Raw genomic sequence first — 18,663 nt, forward strand, 5'->3', positions numbered from 1 at the left:
TTTAGATCTTGCAGGCGCCGCTTTCGCAGTCGTCATCGCCGGCCTTGGCAGGCTGCAAATCTTCCTGGGCGTCTTCCGCGCCGTCGCGGGTGTTTTGGTAGTACAGCGTTTTCACGCCGAACTTGTAGGTGGTGAGCAGGTCTTTCAGCAACTGCTTCATCGGCACCTTGCCGCCCGGGAAGCGGGTAGGATCGTAGTTGGTGTTGGCCGAAATCGACTGGTCGATGAATTTCTGCATCAGCCCCACCAGCTGCAGATAGCCGTCGTTGCTCGGCATTTCCCACAGCAGCTCGTAGTTGTCTTTCAGACGCTCATACTCCGGCACCACCTGGCGCAGGATGCCGTCTTTCGACGCCTTGATGCTGATATGGCCGCGCGGCGGCTCGATGCCGTTGGTGGCGTTGGAAATCTGCGAAGAGGTTTCCGACGGCATCAGGGCGGACAGCGTCGAGTTGCGCAGACCGGTTTCCTGGATCTCTTTGCGCAGGGTTTCCCAGTCGTAGTGCAGCGGCTCGTTGCAGATCGCATCCAGGTCTTTCTTGTAGGTGTCGATCGGCAGGATGCCCTGCGAATAGGTGGTTTCGTTGAACCACGGGCAAGCGCCTTGTTCCTGAGCCAGGCGGTTGGAGGCTTTCAGCAGGTAGTACTGAATGGCTTCGAACGTTTTGTGGGTCAGGTTGTTGGCGCTGCCGTCGGAGTAGCGCACGCCGTTCTTCGCCAGGTAATAGGCGAAGTTGATCACGCCAATGCCCAGGGTGCGACGACCCATCGCGCCACGGTGCGCGGCCTTGATCGGATAATCCTGATAATCCAGCAGGGCGTCGAGTGAACGCACCGCCAGGGTCGCCAGCTCTTCCAGATCGTCCAGGCTGTCGATCGCGCCCAGGTTGAAGGCGGACAGGGTGCACAGCGCAATTTCGCCGTTCTCGTCGTTGACGTCTTCCAGCGGCTTGGTCGGCAGGGCGATTTCCAGGCACAGGTTGGACTGACGCACCGGCGCGATCTGCGGATCGAACGGGCTGTGGGTGTTGCAGTGGTCGACGTTCTGGATGTAGATGCGGCCGGTAGAGGCGCGCTCTTGCATCATCAGCGAGAACAGCTCAACCGCCTTCACGCGCTTCTGGCGAATGCTGTCGTCTTTCTCGTACTGGGTGTACAGACGTTCGAATTCGTCCTGATCGGCGAAGAATGCGTCATACAGCCCCGGCACGTCGGACGGGCTGAACAGGGTGATGTCTTCGCCCTTGATCAGACGCTGGTACATCAGGCGGTTCAGCTGCACGCCGTAGTCCATGTGGCGCACGCGGTTGCCTTCAACGCCGCGGTTGTTTTTCAGCACCAGCAGGCTTTCCACTTCCAGGTGCCACATCGGGTAGAACAGCGTTGCCGCGCCACCGCGCACGCCGCCCTGCGAGCAGGATTTGACGGCGGTCTGGAAGTGTTTGTAGAACGGAATGCAGCCAGTATGGAAAGCTTCCCCGCCACGGATCGGGCTGCCCAGCGCGCGAATGCGGCCGGCGTTGATGCCGATGCCGGCGCGTTGCGAAACGTATTTCACAATGGCGCTGGAGGTGGCGTTGATGGAGTCCAGGCTGTCGCCGCACTCGATCAGCACGCAGGAGCTGAACTGACGGGTTGGGGTGCGCACGCCGGACATGATCGGCGTTGGCAGCGAAATCTTGAAGGTGGAAATCGCGTCGTAGAAACGTTTGACGTAGTCCAGACGAGTTTCACGCGGGTAGTTGGAGAACAGGCAAGCGGACACCAGCATGTACAGGAACTGGGCGCTTTCGTAGATCTCGCCGCTGACGCGGTTCTGCACCAGATACTTGCCTTCCAGCTGCTTGACGGCGGCATAAGAGAAGTTCATGTCGCGCCAGTGATCGATAAAGGAGTCCATCTGCTCGAACTCTTCAGCGCTGTAGTCTTCCAGCAGATGTTTATCGTATTTGCCCATCTCGACCATGCGCGTCACGTGAGCGTGCAGCTTCGGCGGTTCGAACTGGCCGTAAGCCTTTTTGCGCAGGTGGAAGATCGCCAGGCGAGCGGCCAGGTACTGATAGTCCGGCGCATCGCGGGAGATCAGATCGGCAGCGGCTTTGATGATGGTTTCGTGAATATCGGCGGTTTTGATGCCGTCATAAAACTGAATGTGGGAACGCAACTCTACTTGAGAAACCGAGACGTTGTGTAATCCTTCTGCGGCCCAATCGATGACCCGGTGGATTTTGTCGAGGTTGATGCGCTCTTTACGGCCATCGCGTTTAGTTACAAGCAGACTTTGGTTCATGTGGTGTTTTACCTGTCCGTATGGTGCCCCTAAGCAGAAGTGTAGTCGCTCTGCTCAGTATGTAAACACTATATATAGGGGTTGTATGTCGGTGAGGTAACAAGATAGTGAGAAAAAACGGCGTTTGCAAGTGAACAAAACCCGCCTAATTTGTGGATAACTTGGGGGTGAAATGTCACTTGCCTTTCGCAGTGCGCGCCGTGACTGGCGCGACAAGCTTGTCAATAAGCGAGATCAGATTTTCCTTAAAAACTGAAAAAATCGATCGTTTGGCGCTTTATTAAACGTTAGAAAAAAACGGCATATTGATCTGATTTAATATTCTAAAAAACTGTTTACAACCGCTATTTTGATCGAAGTCGCAAAAATTAGGTATTTTTCCGAATACGTCAATGGCGCCGCCCCCCGGTAATGCAGGGCCGGCGCGGTTTACCGCGTTTAACCTTCGTGCTGGGTGTGCACCATGTAGTTCACGTCAACGTTGCGCCCAAGCTTGAAATGATCGGTGATCGGGTTGTAATGCAGGCCGATCATGTGTTTTTCGCGCAGCGGCGTGCCGTCGACCCAGCCGATCAGTTCGGAAGGGCGAATGAACTTCTTATGATCGTGGGTGCCCTGCGGCACCATCTTCAGCACGTACTCCGCGCCGATCACCGCCATCAGCCAGGCTTTGGTGTTGCGGTTGATGGTGGAGAAGAACACGTGGCCGCCCGGTTTCACCAGTTGGGCGCAGGCGCGTACCACCGAAGCCGGATCCGGCACGTGCTCCAGCATCTCCATGCAGGTGACCACGTCGTAGCGCTGCGGGTTGGCCTGAGCGTGGCTTTCCACTGTCTCCTGCACATAGGTGACGTCCATGCCGCTTTCCAGGGCGTGCAGCTGGGCGACCTGCAGCGGCTCCGCGCCCATGTCCAGCCCGGTTACCTTGGCGCCTTCGCGCGCCATGCTCTCCGCCAGAATGCCGCCGCCGCAGCCCACGTCGAGCACCTGCTTGTCAAAAATGCCGCCGGCGCGCTGCATGATGTAGTTCAGGCGCAGCGGGTTGATGCGGTGCAGCGGTTTGAACTCGCCTTCCAGATCCCACCAGCGGGAGGCGACGGCCTCGAACTTGGCGATTTCCTGGTGGTCAACGTTTTGCACTCGGCTGGATGATTCTGCGTTCATGGGCTTGTCTGGCTCCTTGTTCTCGTTGCGCGGATTATACATGTTCCGGCGCGGCATCGTCTGTGCCGATGCGTTTTTAGCGCACTTATCTGCACAATTTCCGTGAAACAGCGGCGGTTATTTTCCCGTAAAGCGTGCTTTGTGATATAGTTTTACACCTTTGCCACTATGGCAGCGGGCAGATGAATCATTAGTAGAGGGATAGCAGCTCCATGAGCGACCTTGCCAGAGAAATCACACCGGTAAACATCGAAGACGAGTTGAAAAACTCGTATCTGGACTATGCGATGTCCGTTATTGTCGGACGTGCCCTGCCAGATGTTCGTGATGGACTGAAGCCGGTTCACCGCCGCGTTCTGTACGCGATGAGCGTATTGGGTAACGACTGGAATAAACCATACAAGAAATCGGCCCGTGTCGTCGGGGACGTGATCGGTAAATATCACCCGCACGGTGACAGCGCGGTTTACGACACTATCGTGCGTATGGCTCAGCCGTTTTCACTGCGCTACATGCTGGTGGACGGTCAGGGTAACTTCGGCTCCGTCGACGGCGACTCCGCGGCGGCGATGCGTTATACCGAAGTGCGCATGTCCAAGATTGCTCACGAACTGTTGGCGGATCTGGAAAAAGAAACCGTCGACTTCGTGCCTAACTATGATGGCACCGAGCAGATCCCGGCCGTCATGCCGACCAAGATCCCGAACCTGCTGGTCAACGGCTCGTCGGGCATCGCCGTGGGCATGGCTACCAATATTCCGCCGCACAACCTGGCGGAAGTCGTCAACGGCTGCCTGGCCTATATCGACGATGAAAACATCAGCATCGAAGGGCTGATGGAACACATCCCGGGGCCGGACTTCCCGACGGCGGCGATCATCAACGGTCGCCGCGGCATTGAAGAGGCCTACCGCACCGGGCGCGGCAAAGTCTACCTGCGCGCGCGCGCGGAAGTGGAAGCCGACGCCAAGACCGGGCGCGAAACCATCATCGTTCACGAGATCCCGTATCAGGTGAACAAGGCGCGTCTGATCGAGAAGATCGCCGAGCTGGTGAAAGAAAAACGCGTGGAAGGCATCAGCGCACTGCGCGACGAGTCCGATAAAGACGGCATGCGCATCGTGATCGAAGTCAAACGTGACGCGGTCGGCGAAGTGGTGCTGAACAACCTGTATGCGCTGACGCAACTGCAGGTCACCTTCGGCATCAACATGGTCGCGCTGCATCAGGGGCAGCCTAAACTGCTGAACCTGAAAGACATCCTCGAAGCCTTCGTGCGCCACCGCCGCGAAGTGGTCACCCGCCGCACCATCTTCGAGCTGCGCAAGGCCCGCGACCGCGCCCATATTCTGGAAGCGCTGGCTATCGCGCTCGCCAACATCGACCCGATCATCGAGCTGATTCGCCGTGCGCCGACCCCGGCGGAAGCGAAAGTCGCGCTGGTGGCGCAGCCGTGGGATCTGGGCAACGTCAGCGCCATGCTGGAACGCGCCGGTGACGACGCCGCTCGCCCTGAGTGGCTGGAGCCGGAGTTCGGCATCCGCGACGGCAAATACTACCTGACCGAGCAGCAGGCTCAGGCGATTCTGGATCTGCGCCTGCAGAAACTGACCGGCCTGGAGCACGAGAAGCTGCTGGACGAATATAAAGAGCTGCTCAACTTTATCGCCGAGCTGATCTTTATTCTGGAAAGCCCAGAGCGCCTGATGGAAGTGATCCGCGAAGAGCTGGTGGCGGTCAAAGAGCTGTACAACGACGGCCGCCGCACCGAGATCACCGCCAATACTTCCGACATCAACATCGAAGACCTGATCAACCAGGAAGACGTGGTGGTGACCCTGTCTCACCAGGGCTATGTGAAGTATCAGCCGCTGTCCGACTATGAAGCGCAGCGCCGCGGCGGCAAAGGCAAGTCCGCCGCGCGTATTAAAGAAGAAGACTTTATCGATCGCCTGCTGGTGGCCAACACCCACGATACGATCCTGTGCTTCTCCAGCCGTGGCCGCCTGTACTGGATGAAGGTGTACCAACTGCCTGAAGCCAGCCGCGGCGCGCGCGGCCGCCCAATCGTCAACCTGCTGCCGCTGGAAGCCGACGAGCGTATCACCGCCATTCTGCCGGTGCGCGAGTATGAAGAAGGGCGCCACGTGTTCATGGCCACCGCCAGCGGTACCGTGAAGAAAACCGCGCTGACCGAGTTCAGCCGCCCACGCAGCGCCGGCATCATCGCCGTCAACCTCAACGAGGGCGATGAGCTGATCGGCGTCGATCTGACCGACGGCAGCAACGAAGTGATGCTGTTCTCCGCTAACGGTAAAGTCGTGCGCTTCCCGGAAACGCAGGTGCGTTCGATGGGCCGTACCGCGACCGGCGTGCGCGGCATCAACCTCGGCGAAGGCGATAGCGTGATCTCACTGATCGTGCCGCGCGGCGAGGGCGACATCCTGACCGTCACGCAAAACGGCTTCGGTAAACGTACTGCAGTCACCGAGTACCCGACCAAGTCACGCGCCACCCAGGGGGTTATCTCCATCAAGGTGAGCGAGCGTAACGGCCAGGTGGTCGGCGCGGTGCAGGTGGAAACCAGCGACCAGATCATGATGATCACCGATGCCGGCACGCTGGTGCGTACCCGCGTTTCGGAAGTCAGCGTGGTCGGTCGTAACACCCAGGGCGTGACGCTGATCCGCACGGCGGAAGACGAAAATGTCGTCGGTCTGCAGCGGGTGGCCGAACCGGTGGAAGACGAAGAGCTGGACAGCCTGGAACCGGGCGCGGAAGCGGTGGAAGAAGACACCACGCCGCTGGACGATGGCGACGACGCGGCTGAGCCGGTGGACGACGACAACGTTTAAGCAAGGTGAGGGCGTCGGCATGCCGACACCGTAATGCACTGAGACAAAAGGGCCTGGCAGCGATGCTAGGCCCTTTTTCAGTTATATGGTTTAATTGGCGCACCGAGCCGCCGGCCGCCGCGCCGGCGACAACGCGCGCCGTCACTGACTTTCGTATGGTATCCGATTGAAATACTTAGCCTCTTTTCGAACTACGCTGAAAATATCCCGCTATTTGTTCCGGGTGCTGGCGATTTTGCTGTGGTCGTTGGGGGCGCTGCTCACCACCTTTTATATTCTGAATATCCTGCATCAGAAAGAATCTGACATCCGGCAGGAGTACAACCTCAACTTCGATCAGGCGCAGGGCTACATCCGCCATTCCGCCGACATCATCCGCGACATCAAGTATATGGCGGAGAATCGCCTCAACGGTTCGGTCAGCAGCCTGGACATGTTCAGCGGCGTATTTCCCGGCAAAGGCAGCCCGCCGCAATTCTTTCCGCTGTACCCGGAGTCCAACTGCACGCTGAGCACCACCTACCGCAGTTCGCTCGATTCGCTGAGCGGCCTGATCCAGTATTGGAAAGAGAACTTCGTGGCGGCCTACGATCTTAACCGGGTGTTCTTCATCGGCGGCGACAGCCTGTGTATGGCGGAATTCGGCGGCGGCAACGCGAGCGCCAATCGGGAAAACGTGCTGAAGTCCCTGCATGAGCGCATTCTGAAATACCGCAACGCCAAGAATCTGGACAAAGACAACAACCTGTATTGGATCAGCCCCAGCGCGCAGCGGCCCGATATCGGTTATCTGTATGTGCTGACCCCTCTCTATATCGGTAATAAGCTGGAGGCGCTGCTGGGCATCGAGCAAACCGTCCGGCTGGAAGATTTCGTCACCGCCGGCAGCCTGCCGATCGGCGTCACGCTGTTGGATGAGAACAACGAGCCGGTGCTGCGTCTGGCGGACGGCGATCGCTATGCCGCTGCGCTCAACAGCTACCCCGAAGAGCATGCTTACTTCGGTTATGTCGACAATTACCGCGACCTGATCCTGAAGAAAGCGTTGCCGCCTTCATCGCTGAGCATCGTTTATGCGCTGCCGGTGAAAAGCGTGGTGGAACGCTTCAAGATGCTGATCCTCAACGCGCTGTTGCTGAACCTGTTATCGGCTATCGTGCTGTTCACGCTGGCCTGGCTGTTTGAGCGCAAGATGTTCTTGCCGGCGGAGGAGAACGCCTTCCGTCTGGAAGAACACGAGCAGTTCAACCGCAAGATTGTCGCCTCGGCGCCGGTGGGCATCTGCATCCTGCGTATCAGCGACGGCACCAATATCCTGAGTAACGAACTGGCGCATAACTACATCAACCTGTTGACCCACGAAGATCGCGATCGCATTACGCGCATCATTTGCGAACAGCAGGCGAATTTCGTCGATGTGATGACCAGCAACAACAACAACCTGCAGATCAGCTTTGTCCACTCGCGCTACCGTAACGAAGAGGTGGCGATCTGCGTGCTGGTGGACGTCAGCGCGCGCGTGAAGATGGAAGAGTCGCTGCAGGAGATGGCGGCGGCGGCGGAGCAGGCCAGCCAGTCCAAATCGATGTTCCTGGCCACCGTCAGCCATGAGTTGCGCACGCCGCTGTACGGCATTATCGGCAATCTCGATTTGCTGCAGACCAAGGCGCTGCCGCAAGGGGTCGATCGGCTGGTCAACGCGATGAATAACTCTTCCGGCCTGCTGCTGAAAATCATCAGCGATATTCTCGATTTCTCCAAAATCGAGTCCGAACAGCTGAAGATCGAACCGCGCGAGTTCTCCTGCCTGGAGGTGATCACCCATATCGCCGGCAACTATTTGCCGCTGGTGGTGAAGAAACGTCTGGGGCTGTACTGCTTTATCGAACAGAACGTGCCGGAGCGCATTTTCGGCGATCCGGTGCGGCTGCAGCAGGTGCTCTCCAACCTGGTGAACAACGCCATCAAGTTCACCGATACCGGCTGTATCGTGCTGCAGGTCTGCACCCGCGGCAGCTACCTGGAGTTCAGCGTGCGCGATACCGGCGTCGGCATCCCGGAGAAGGAAATCTCGCGCCTGTTCGATCCGTTCTTCCAGGTGGGGACCGGCGTGCAGCGCCACTTCCAGGGAACCGGCTTGGGGCTGGCGATCTGCGAGAAGTTGGTCAACCTGATGGACGGCGACGTCTCCGTCGAGTCCGAACCGGGGCTGGGCAGCTTGTTCAGCATTCGCATTCCATTGTTTAACGCCCAGTTCCCGATCCCGCAGGCCAGCGATACCTGGCAGGGCCGGCGGCTGTGGCTGGATATCCGCAATCAGCGCCTGGAAAGTTACCTGATGGCGATTCTGGGCGGCTACGGCGCCGATATCCAGCGCTATGACGGGCAGGATACCGCCGCCGGCGAGGTGATGCTCAGCGATTACCCGCTGATGATGAACACGCCGCTGCTGGCTCAGATCCAATTCTCCACCGAACATATCGGTCCATCGCAGGAAACCCGGCCGGGCTATTGGATGCACAGCACCTCTACGCCGCGTGAAACGCTGACCTTAATCAACCGGTTGTTCGGCGTCGGCCACGGCGCGGCAGAGGCGCTGGTGCAACTGCCGGTGCCCGCCAAGGCCAGTGCGGCGGACAACGGCGATATTTATCTGCTGGTGGTTGACGATCATCCGATCAACCGTCGCCTGCTTTCCGATCAGCTGGGGTCGCTGGGGTATCAGGTGGTGACCGCCAATGATGGCGTCGACGCGCTCGGCGTGCTGAAACAGCACCACGTCGATATTGTGCTGACCGACGTCAATATGCCGAACATGGACGGCTATCGTCTGACGCAGACCCTGCGGCAGATGCAGTTCAGTGCGCCGGTGATTGGCGTGACGGCGAACGCGTTGGCGGAAGAGAAACAGCGCTGCCTCGAGGCGGGCATGGATAATTGCCTGTCGAAGCCGGTCACGCTGGAGACGCTGGAGCAGACGCTGGCATATTACAGCCAACGGGTACGCTACAACCGCAGCGAGGTCTGAAAAGCAAACAGGCACGGCGGATGCCGTGCCTGTTTGGCGTTAACCTGCCGTGAGGCGGGCTTTAGTCTTTGTCCAACGGCGTCATGCTGACGGACGAGAGGTAGTTGAGCAGGGCAATGTCGTTTTCGACGCCCAGCTTCATCATCGCCGATTTCTTCTGGCTGCTGATGGTTTTGATGCTGCGGTTGAGTTTCTTGGCGATTTCGGTCACCAGGAAACCTTCGGCGAACAGACGCAGCACTTCGCTCTCTTTCGGCGACAGGCGTTTGTCGCCATAGCCGCTGGCGCTGATCTTCTCCAGCAGTTTGGAGACGCTTTCCGGCGTGAACTTCTTGCCTTTTTGCAGGGCGGCCAGCGCCTTCGGCAGATCGGTCGGCGCGCCTTGTTTCAGCACGATGCCTTCGATATCCAGATCCAATACCGCGCTCAGGATCGCCGGGTTGTTGTTCATGGTCAGCACGATGATCGACAACTGCGGATAGTGGCGCTTGATGTATTTAATCAGCGTGATGCCGTCGCCATACTTGTCACCCGGCATCGACAGATCGGTGATCAGCACGTTGGCGTCCAGCTTGGACAGATTGTTGATCAGTGCGGTTGAGTCTTCGAACTCCCCAACGACATTCACCCATTCAATTTGCTCAAGTGACTTCCGGATGCCAAACAGTACGATAGGATGGTCATCAGCAATAATTACGTTCAGGTTATTCATGTTGTTGGCTACCTTGCTTCAGCAGTCTGCTGACGAAAAAATCAATCTGACTGATGTTATTCTCGATCTCGGGCGCATCACCTTCTGCGATGCGCTGTTCTAACGATTCGCACAGCTGCTTGCCGGGAAGCAGATTTAACATGGCAAACACGCCTTTCAGGCGGTGTGCGGTTTGTGACAGCGCATTGAAATCACTGCTGCCCGCCTCAGTATACAGTTTTTTGACATCGTCGGGTACTGTATCGACAAACAGCCCATAGTAATCACTTGATTTCAATTGTTTTTCATAGAGTTGGATATCTTCTGAGCTCAATGAAAGCGGGCTTTCTTCCTGTTCCAGCGCGGCCATTTGCTGTTCGATCAGCATCAGCACGGCGTCGATTAAAGCGCCGTTCAGATTATAGTTCACCCGAATGTAGCGTTTATCCAGCGCTTGCCAGCCCGGTTCATCGGTCGCCAGCAACAGGGTGTAATCATCGGCGCGCTGCGGGTTATCGGTCAGCAGCACGTCATAATCGCGGTTGACCGCGCGATCTTCGGCGACGAGGCAGTCGGCGCCGTAGGCCTGCAGCAGACGAGTCACGATGCCGCGCACTTCATCCGACGTAACGTCCAGCAAGGCGGTGACGCCGTCGAGCAGCTTTTCCTGCTCCTGCGGCTCTTTTTTCTCCATCTCCATGGCGACGCGAATGGTGTAGCGAGTGCCGATATCCACCTTGCTGCGAATGTCCAACTGGCCGTTAAGCTTCTTGCACAGCTGATTGCACAGGAAGAACGTGAGGCCGGAACCGTGGTTGAAGCGATCCACCAGCGTCTGGCTGAGGAACGGGTAGTTAAGGTTGCTGATCTCTTCGTTGGAGATGCCGGAGCCGGTGTCGTTGATTTGGAAAATCAGGCGGTCAGGGTGCTCGGGCTCATGGTCGATAACCAGAGAAACCTTGCCGCAGGCGGTGGTGATAATGGCGTAATGCACCAGCAGCGAGATCACCTTGCGCAGCGCGTTGGCGTCGCCGATATAGTTCTGCTCGACGTCCAGCTGGAAATGCTTGAACAGCGCCAGCCCCTTCTGATTAAGGGCAGGCAGGGCCTCCAGCAGCAACTCATCGATCATCGCCGTCGGGTTGAACGGCTCGCGCGTGGGTTGCCAGTCCTGGGTTTCCAGCCGGGTCAGCAGGGTGATGTTATCGATCAACTCCAGCACCGAAGCCGACGCCGCCGTCAGCTGGCCCAGCAGAGCTTGCTGTTGTTCCTCATCCGGTCGGCTGTGCAGACGGTCGACCAGATCGTGCATTTTGCGTACCGGCTGATTCAGCTCGATGCCAAGATTGTGCAGCATCAGCTTGCGCGCCTGAACGTTTTTGTCGTATTCGCGCCGCGCCTGCTGCAGCCGCTTGTTCACCATCACCTCTTTATCCTGATCGTGCATCAGGAACAGGTAGGTGTCCGGCGACAGCTGGCTGCGGAAAATGCGGATTTCATACACCTCGTTGTTGACCGTCGCCTGGATCACCCCGTGATGCTGTTCGGCCATATGGGCGATCTTTTGCAGGCTGAGGTGCGGCAGCAGGTGCTCGGCGATTTTGTTGCTGGCGATCACCGTATTGTTGGCGAAGCTGTAGACCAGCAGGCCGGAGGGCAGGCTGGAGATGATCTCCTGATTCAGCGCGCGCTCGGCCTCCAGCTCTACCGCCATGTTTTCGCTCGGGCGAATGTACTGGCGGCGGATAAAGTAGATGCTCAGCATCGACAGCGCCAGCAGCAGCAAGTTGACTGCGATCAGCCAGATGTTGTTGCGCAGCAGATCGATGGCCAGATTGATGGCCGAAACGCGATACACCACCTTCAGCGGCGCATTGGGCAGAGCGGCGCTGAACTCCACCCAGCCACCGCTCATCGTCGCATGGGTACCGAGGACGGTGTCCGCCGGGATGGCGCTATCGTCGAGATCGACATCGTCCGGCAGCAGCAGGAAATTGGCGCGGGCCAGATTGGCCGGAATGATGTCGTTGATTGGCAAATCGAAGGCGATCACCGTCGCCAGATGCCCCGGCTGATTGAACGTGGTGCGAATCGAGAACGAATAGGCGTTCTGGAAGCGCTGCTTGCGCAGGTCGGAAAAGCTCTCGCGTTCGTCGAGCATATTGGCCTGTTGCAGCATCTCGGCGCGGCGTTCGTCCGCCGAGGTGGTCAGGTAGCTTTCCCGAAAGCGCGAAGCCAGCTCTTTGAGCGGCTGGGTGGTGATCAGGCTGAGGCTATTGTCCTGACCATTGAGGTAATACATGGCGTAGTTCTCGGTCTTGGCGCCCCAGCGGGTGTCCAGGTAGTCCGAGATATTGGCGATCATCGCCAGCGTGTTTTCGTCATGGCTGCCGAAGATCACCGCGTCGGTTTTCTTGTGCGGTTTCTCGACATAATAGACATCGGGCCGCAGGCGGGTTTCCTGCAAACCGGGATCGACATTCTGCGCCGGCGCATTGCCGAATTTGTCATAGACCTGATAGGTCATATAGCGGTAGGCATCGATACGCTTTTGCAGCGAACCGGCGATGCTGTTCAGCGTGTACTTCTTTTCCGCCAGCCAGGCGTTGGTATAGTTGTAGCCATACAGGCCGATGCCGATCGTCAGCAGCACGATAAACAGCAGGAAGCAGCGGGTAATGTTGCTGGAGCTTATGGTCAATTGTTTATTTTGCATAGTGGCTGCGCATTCCTGAATCAGCGAGTGACGGCCCTGGCGCTGGCGGCCACCGCCAACAGCAGAACGGCTACGCAAGCGAAGGCCGCCGTCAGGCTGGAAAACTGAGCGATGAAGCCGATCAACGCCGGGCCGGCCAGAATACCGGCATAGCCGACGGTAGTGACGGAGGCGATCGCCAAATTGGCCGGCATGTCGCGCTGGTTGCCTGCGGCGCTGAACAGGATCGGTACGACGTTCGAGGCGCCCAGCCCGACCAGCATGAAACCGACCAGCGAAACGGTCGCGTGATTGAAGGCGATGGCCAGGCTCAGGCCGAGAGCGGCGCACAGGCTGCCCAGCAGCAGCACCCGGTAGCGGCCCAGCGAGTTCACCACCCGATCGCCATTGAGCCGGCCGAGCGTCATGGTGATGGAAAACAGCGCATAGCCCAGACCGGCCTGACTGTGTTCGACGCCGCGCAATGTGGTGAGAAACAGCGCGCTCCAGTCGAGCATCGATCCTTCCGCCAGAAACATGATAAAGCACAGAATGCCGATGAACATCACCCAGCCGCGCGGCAAGACGAACATCGGCCCGCCGTCATCGGCGCCGCTCTCACGCAGCAGATGGCGGCTGGCCAGCGTCAGCAGCGCGATTACCGCCAGCACGGTGAGCAGGGTGGATTGCAGCGGCGTCAGCCCCAGCCACAGCAGCGCGCTGACGCCGCCGGCGCCGGCAATGCCGCCGATGCTGAAGAAACCGTGAAACCCGGACATCATCGCCTTGCCGCTGGCGCGTTCGACGATCACCGCCTGCACGTTCATCGCTACGTCGATCATGCCGATCGCCGCACCGAACAGCAGCAGCGCCGCGGCCATGCCGCCGAGGGAATCCATTAGCGCCAACAGCGGCAGATCGATGCACAACCCCAGCCCGGCCATCAGGATCACCGCACGGCAACCCAGTTTGCCGGTCAGGAAACCGGTCAGCGGCATCGCCAGCATGGAGCCGGCGCCGATACAGAGCAGCAACAGGCCGAGCGAGCCGTCATCGATACCGATGCGCGCTTTGGCGAAGGGGACCAGCGGCGCCCAGGCGGCCATGCCGAGACCGGCGACGAAAAAGGCCAGACGGGTGGCGATCTGTTGAGGAACGCCGGGCGTTTGCTGTTCATTGCACAAGGTGGCTGTCATGTAAGCGTCAGGATCTTGGGTCAAAAGAATGGTGAAAGTTACTGACAGTTTTTATCACAATCCGCGATCCGGGTCGAAAATATTCGTGCCTGACACATCCCCGGCACCGCCTCTGCGTACCAGCCACAGCGCGATAACCTGAACAATATAGTCCTTTTGCTGCTCGTCCAGCGCGACGCCCTGCGCTATGTCGTGCCACTTTTCCAGACAGCCGCGGCAGCAGGTGGCAGTGGCATGCTGGGCGACGAACACCGGGTGGCCACGCATCGGGGTTTGCTTGCCGTCGTTTTTAGGATGGGCGGCGGCCAGGCGGCGGTCGATAAAATCGCGGGCATGGCTGAGGATCAGCGGCAGTCCCTTGCCCTCGAGATAAGTCTGGTCTTTGGCATTTAAACGGAAGCGAGCGCGGAAGGGGGAACTTTGCAGCCGCCGCCACAGCACGTCGGGTTGAAAGGGCATCATGAATTTTACTCGCTGAAGGTGGGCTTTTTTCAGATTACCAGAACTGAAACTCTGCGGCTAATGGTGCCTGCGGCGGGAAATAATTGATGCGATAAAGCACGAAATGAAAAGCAAGTTCAATTTGTAGACTAAAATAAGGGAAAAGATTAGCAATTAGTGCGAAAGTAAATTAATGAAACTATATCATTAGGTTATTTATTTGCGTGCTATTTGTACGTGCTGAAATTGTGAGGAGAGTATGGAGGAAAATAAAAAACCGGCCAGAAGCCGGTTAAAGGAATGCAGAAATTATCTTCGGATAATGAAGGTAATAATGAAAATAATGATGATAGCGAGGTGATTATAGCGGCTGCGCGTGGTTCGCGTTTTGGCACAATGTGCTTATTGTCTGGCTCAATTGTATGGTTGGCTTTTTTTTCTTAAAGATATGTATAACTACATGATTTTTTATCAATTAATCTATTCTTTGTCTTTAAGTGCTTTATTTTGTTTGTCTGTAATGTTTTGTGAAAGTTCGCGCGTATTTACATTTTGAAACCTTTATTAATTACAATGAAACACTATCGGATACTTGGTATCATTTTCTTTCTGGATTAATATAACCCTTGTTACCAGAATGGTAATGCACAGTCGTGCTAATAATGCTCGAAAAGGGCAGTGGCCGTAGCTCGACATAATTAACGAGGATAATAACGATGAAACTTCGAGTACTCTCTCTGATGGTACCCGCACTGCTGGTTGCAGGCACAGCAGGCGCGGCGGAAATCTACAACAAAGACGGTAATAAACTGGATTTGTACGGTAAAGTCGACGGTCTTCACTATTTCTCCAGCGACAACGGCGTGGACGGCGATCAGTCTTATATGCGTTTTGGCTTGCGCGGCGAAACGCAAATCAGCGATCAGCTGACCGGTTACGGCCAGTGGGAATATCAGGCGAACCTGAACCACGCTGAAAGCCAAGACAACAAGAACTTCACCCGTTACGGCTTCGCCGGTCTGAAATTCGGCGACTACGGCTCCTTCGACTACGGCCGTAACACCGGCGTGCTGTACGACGTCGCGGCGTATACCGACTTGCAGCCTGAGTTCGACGGTATGACCTACGGCGCCGACCAGTTCATGTTCCAGCGTTCCAGCGGCCTGGCGACCTACCGTAACAACGACTTCTTTGGTCTGGTTGACGGCCTGAACTTCGCCCTGCAGTACCAGGGTAAAAACGGCAACGGCGAAGAGACCAACAACGGTCGTGACGTTCTGGGTCAAAACGGCGAAGGCTACGGCATGTCCATGAGCTATGACATGGGCTACGGCATCAGCGCGGCGGGCGCCTTCTTTAACTCTCGCCGCACCAGCGAGCAGAACGGCGCCGGCGCGTACCGCAATATTATGGGCCGCGGCGACAAGGCCGAAGGCTACTCCGGCGGTCTGAAATATGACGCCAACGACGTCTACCTGGCGGTGATGTTCACCCAGTCCTACAACGCGGCGCGTTTCGGTAGCTCCGACAGCAGCGTTTACGGCTACGCCAACAAGGCGCAGAGCTTCGAAGCCTATGCGCACTACCAGTTCGACTTCGGTCTGCGTCCGTTCGTCGGCTATAACCAAACCAAAGGTAAGGACCTGGGCCGCGCCGGCAACGGCAAGGACTACGGCGATCAAGATCTGGTCAAATTCGTCGATCTGGGTGCGACCTACTTCTTCAACAAAAACATGTCCACCTATGTTGATTACAAAATCAACCTGGTGGACAACAACGATTTCACCGACGCTGCCGGCATCAACACCGACAACGTGGTTGCCGTGGGCCTGGTTTACCAGTTCTAAGCATCAGCGTGTGAATGACACAACGCGGCCTTTGGGCCGCGTTTTTTTTGCTGGTAAAAAGCACGGATTGATCCGTTATCGGCTCGGGAAGCGCTTCGGATAGCCTCTGTTCGACCTACGCTGTCAGAACGGAAAACAGAGCGGAGGTGATATGGAACTCAAGATCGACAAGGTGATCGAAACGGTGCTGTACGTCAGCGATATTGAACGCGCGGCCGCTTTTTACCGGGAGGTGCTGAAGCTGCCGACGATGGCCGCCAACGAACGGTTTCGCGCCTACAACGTCGGCGATCGGAGCGTACTGTTGCTGTTTCTCGAAGGTGATTCGCTGCGCGGGGCGCACTATCCGACCGGGTTTATTCCTGCGCACGATGGCGTGGGGCCGGCGCATATCGGGCTGGCGGTGACGAAAGAGCAACTGCCGCATTGGGAACGGCATCTGGTGGACAACGGCGTGGAGATTGAGGGGCGGATGCGCTGGGAACACGGCGGGGAGAGCATTTATTTTCGCGATCCCGACGCCCACCTGTTGGAACTGGTGACGCCGGGCATTTGGGCCAATTACTGATCGAACCCGCCTTGCGCCAACATGTTCAACGCGGCATTCAGCACCTGCAGCGCGGCCTGCGGTTGCCGCTCTATCTGCACTCTGACGATGGCGCCGTCGATCAGCATCGCCAGCATTGCCGCCTGCTGTTCCCGCTGTGGGCCGGCGGGCAGGTGACGCGCCAGTTCATCCGCCATTTGCCGCTTATGCCGGCCGGCGATTTGCAGGCTTTCCGGCAGCAGGTCGGCGATTTCTACCGCCGTATTGATAAACGCGCAGCCGCGAAAGCGCGGATCGTCGAACCATTCCGCCAGGCAGGGCGCCAGCGCCGGCAGCAACCCGCCGGTTTGTGCCACATGGCGATCCAGCGCTGTGCTGAACCAGGTGAGCCACTGCTGGTGGCGATAGGCCAAAAACGCCGTAATCAAATCGTTCTTGCTGGGAAAGTGGCGGTAAAACGTCACCTTAGTGACGCCTGATTCTTTGATGATGCGATCGATGCCGGTGGCGCGGATCCCTTCCTGATAAAACAGATCGTGAGCCGTCAGCAGGATGCGCTGGCGGGCGGGTAAGGTATTGCGATCGACGGTCATCATTTTCTCCAAGCTATTTTCGAGTGATTGTAGACAGCTCTGTCTACATGCGCTAGCGTAATGATGTAGACAGAATTGTCTACATGCCTTCACTCAGGAGATAAGCATGAGCATTAAACCCCCATTGCCGCCTTTTACCCGCGAATCCGCTATCGAGAAGGTGCGGCTGGCGGAGGATGCCTGGAACAGCCGCGATCCTGAGCGGGTGTCGCAGGTGTATTCCCTCGATACCCACTGGCGTAACCGCGCGGAATTTGTCGACGGCCGCGCGGCGGTGGTCGCATTTTTGCAACGCAAGTGGGCGAAAGAGCTGGAGTATCGGCTGATTAAGGAACTGTGGGCGTTTGACGGCGCGCGCATCGCGGTGCGTTTCGCCTATGAGTGGCGCGACGATTCCGGCAACTGGTATCGCAGCTTCGGCAATGAAAACTGGGAGTTCAATCAGGAGGGGCTGATGATTAACCGCCATGCCTGCATCAACGACATGCCGATTCGCGAACAGGATCGGCGTTTTCATTGGCCACTCGGTCGGCGCCCGGACGATGTCCCGTCGCTGAGCGATTTCGGCTTTTGAATCCGATGTCGTGCCCGCGCCGGCCGATCGCGAGAAAAAGCGCACCGATCGACAAACGGGAATTTGTAGAAAAGCCTTTCCGCTTCTAGACTTAGGGGACAACAAACGTACTCCAAGAGGACAAGCTATGACGAAGAAGTTGGTTTTGGCCGTCGGTACTGCGGCGGTATTTTCCATTCTTGCCGGCTGCACCGCCTATGACCGTGCAACCAGTTATGTCAATGAGCCGGTGGTCAGCGATGTCAAAGTAGGGATGACCAAGCAGCAGGTGCGGGCGATTGCCGGTCCGCCGTCGACGTCCGCCACGCTGATTCATGCGCAAGGCACTTGCGATACTTATGCGGTCGCGCCGCGCGATGGCAAAGTGCAAACGTACTTTGTCAGCTACAACGACACGGGCCATGTCATGAACAAGGGCTATCAAACCTGTTCCGACTACGATTCGCAGCCGAAGTAAACGCGTTTCAGCCGAACATAAAAGCCTCGCTTTCGCGGGGCTTTTCATTTTTTAAGCGTTTAAGGCTTGAAGTTTAGGCAACCGCACCGCCCATGCCATTTTTTTGCATCAAAATGATAGACATTTCATAACGGTATCGCTAATATCAGCGCCCATTGGAAGGATGGCCGAGTGGTTTAAGGCAACGGTCTTGAAAACCGTCGAGTGTAACAGCTCCCAGAGTTCGAATCTCTGTCCTTCCGCCAAATTCAGCCGGCTTAGCTCAGTAGGTAGAGCAACTGACTT

Annotated in this window: 14 protein-coding genes and 1 tRNA gene; 8 read left to right on the forward strand and 7 right to left on the reverse strand. The window is 57.4% G+C overall.

The features are described from left to right. Position 1: 1 nt before the first annotated feature. Both nrdA and ubiG read right to left on the reverse strand, forming a co-directional pair. A complete protein-coding gene (nrdA, locus tag ADK28_RS15145; protein ID WP_016926928.1) occupies positions 2-2,290 on the reverse strand; it encodes a class 1a ribonucleoside-diphosphate reductase subunit alpha in 2,289 nt (762 codons plus the stop codon). Positions 2,291-2,728: 438 nt separating this feature from the next. Beyond that, the gene (gene ubiG, locus ADK28_RS15150) at positions 2,729-3,454 is read right to left on the reverse strand and encodes a bifunctional 2-polyprenyl-6-hydroxyphenol methylase/3-demethylubiquinol 3-O-methyltransferase UbiG (protein WP_048796015.1); all 726 of its coding nucleotides are present in this window, start codon (positions 3,452-3,454) and stop codon (positions 2,729-2,731) included. A 212-nt stretch (positions 3,455-3,666) separates the two neighbouring features. Between ubiG and gyrA the strand changes: the two genes are divergently transcribed. Together gyrA and rcsC are read left to right on the forward strand one after the other, a co-directional pair. After that, a complete protein-coding gene (gene gyrA / locus ADK28_RS15155) occupies positions 3,667-6,309 on the forward strand; it encodes a DNA topoisomerase (ATP-hydrolyzing) subunit A (protein WP_028127742.1) in 2,643 nt (880 codons plus the stop codon). Positions 6,310-6,475: 166 nt separating this feature from the next. Next, positions 6,476-9,337 (forward strand): two-component system sensor histidine kinase RcsC, encoded by a 2,862-nt coding sequence (gene rcsC, locus ADK28_RS15160; protein WP_048796012.1) that lies wholly within the window; start codon positions 6,476-6,478, stop codon positions 9,335-9,337. A gap of 61 nt (positions 9,338-9,398) precedes the next feature. Here the strand turns inward: rcsC and rcsB are convergent, their stop codons facing one another. From rcsB to ADK28_RS15180, 4 genes are read right to left on the reverse strand one after another with little or no spacing between them, the layout of a single operon-like run. After that, positions 9,399-10,049, reverse strand: coding sequence for a response regulator transcription factor RcsB (rcsB, locus tag ADK28_RS15165; protein WP_004935900.1), 651 nt, complete (start codon positions 10,047-10,049; stop codon positions 9,399-9,401). After that, positions 10,042-12,744 (reverse strand): phosphotransferase RcsD, encoded by a 2,703-nt coding sequence (gene rcsD / locus ADK28_RS15170; protein ID WP_033639806.1) that lies wholly within the window; start codon positions 12,742-12,744, stop codon positions 10,042-10,044. The genes rcsB and rcsD overlap by 8 nt, the downstream gene beginning before the upstream one ends. Positions 12,745-12,764: 20 nt before the next feature. Then, a complete protein-coding gene (locus ADK28_RS15175) occupies positions 12,765-13,919 on the reverse strand; it encodes an MFS transporter (RefSeq protein ID WP_048324445.1) in 1,155 nt (384 codons plus the stop codon). Positions 13,920-13,973: 54 nt separating this feature from the next. Then, a complete protein-coding gene (locus tag ADK28_RS15180) occupies positions 13,974-14,381 on the reverse strand; it encodes a DUF4186 domain-containing protein (RefSeq protein ID WP_072009656.1) in 408 nt (135 codons plus the stop codon). A gap of 279 nt (positions 14,382-14,660) precedes the next feature. Here ADK28_RS15180 and ADK28_RS32190 point away from each other — a divergent pair, with 279 nt between their 5' ends. The 3 genes from ADK28_RS32190 to ADK28_RS15190 all read left to right on the forward strand — a co-directional run bounded on the left by ADK28_RS32190 (position 14,661) and on the right by ADK28_RS15190 (position 16,775). Beyond that, positions 14,661-14,804, forward strand: a complete 144-nt coding sequence (locus ADK28_RS32190; protein WP_161802716.1) for a hypothetical protein — start codon at positions 14,661-14,663, stop codon at positions 14,802-14,804. Positions 14,805-15,076: 272 nt separating this feature from the next. Further along, positions 15,077-16,207, forward strand: coding sequence for a porin OmpC (gene ompC / locus ADK28_RS15185; RefSeq protein ID WP_028127739.1), 1,131 nt, complete (start codon positions 15,077-15,079; stop codon positions 16,205-16,207). Between the two features lie 151 nt (positions 16,208-16,358). After that, the gene (locus ADK28_RS15190) at positions 16,359-16,775 is read left to right on the forward strand and encodes a VOC family protein (protein ID WP_048796013.1); all 417 of its coding nucleotides are present in this window, start codon (positions 16,359-16,361) and stop codon (positions 16,773-16,775) included. Here the strand turns inward: ADK28_RS15190 and ADK28_RS15195 are convergent. After that, on the reverse strand, positions 16,769-17,347 hold the full coding sequence (locus ADK28_RS15195) for a TetR/AcrR family transcriptional regulator (protein ID WP_048796014.1): 579 nt from the start codon (positions 17,345-17,347) through the stop codon (positions 16,769-16,771). The two genes, ADK28_RS15190 and ADK28_RS15195, sit on opposite strands and share 7 nt — an antisense overlap. A gap of 106 nt (positions 17,348-17,453) precedes the next feature. On the opposite strand from ADK28_RS15195, the gene ADK28_RS15200 reads away from it, so the two are divergent. The 3 genes from ADK28_RS15200 (at position 17,454) to ADK28_RS15210 (ending at position 18,623) form a co-directional block, all read left to right on the forward strand. Further along, positions 17,454-17,921: a DUF1348 family protein gene (locus ADK28_RS15200; RefSeq protein ID WP_016926939.1), complete on the forward strand. Its 468-nt coding sequence runs from the start codon at positions 17,454-17,456 to the stop codon at positions 17,919-17,921. Between the two features lie 127 nt (positions 17,922-18,048). Continuing rightward, on the forward strand, positions 18,049-18,378 hold the full coding sequence (osmE, locus tag ADK28_RS15205) for an osmotically-inducible lipoprotein OsmE (RefSeq protein WP_004935874.1): 330 nt from the start codon (positions 18,049-18,051) through the stop codon (positions 18,376-18,378). 157 nt (positions 18,379-18,535) lie between these two features. Further along, positions 18,536-18,623: transfer RNA gene (locus ADK28_RS15210), tRNA-Ser, on the forward strand. Positions 18,624-18,663 lie beyond the last annotated feature (40 nt).

Source organism: Serratia sp. 506_PEND (assembly GCF_001076875.1).
Classification (GTDB): Bacteria; Pseudomonadota; Gammaproteobacteria; order Enterobacterales; family Enterobacteriaceae; genus Serratia; species Serratia marcescens.